The 575-nt window shown below is 42.6% G+C and carries 1 protein-coding gene; it reads right to left on the bottom strand.

From position 1 onward, the window contains the following. A partial coding sequence (locus HK417_RS24630; RefSeq protein ID WP_222273484.1) for a hypothetical protein occupies window positions 1-575 on the bottom strand: 575 nt, incomplete at both ends.

The raw sequence follows: 575 nt of genomic DNA, 5'->3' as shown, positions 1-575 counted from the left end.
TCGGTTTCTTCAATTCCCCATCCTTCAACGTCGTCATAAATATGGTCGTCTTTCACAATATCAGTAACACACATACCGTAAATGGAATTGAGCATTCCTTTAGAACGCAGATAATCAACCTCCCGCCCTTTTACGTCTTTTAGCGTGGTCTTATCCTGATACAGCGCCAGAATGGACTGAATAATAGCTTTCGGTAAATAATACTTTTTGAAAGCCCAGACATTTTCCCAGTGTAATTCGTCCCATTCGTAGACTGCGGAAATAATTTCTAAATCCACATCAACCAGCGTCATAGTAAGTAAATCGGCGCTGTAAACTCGCCCGTTCACTATTTCAGCCCCTTCCAGCTTAACCGCTTTCGATTCGCTGATATAGGATTCATAGCCGATTTTATTACGCAGACCCACAAAAGCAACGTCCAGCATAATGCAATATTTCGCGCTGGCTTTCCTGAAATCCTCCAGAGAATCAAGCATCAATTGCACTGGTGAACCCATCGGGTATTCTTCCGCAATCATTACCGTTGGGTAACTACTGGTCAAATCCACAGAGGAAACATTTTCCATCACTTTCAT

The sequence above is a fragment of the Modestobacter marinus genome, from assembly GCF_019799945.1.
Classification (GTDB): domain Bacteria; phylum Actinomycetota; class Actinomycetes; order Mycobacteriales; family Geodermatophilaceae; genus Modestobacter; species Modestobacter marinus_B.
Note: the sequence above shows the minus strand (reverse complement) of the source record. Positions and strands in the feature narration are given on the sequence as shown.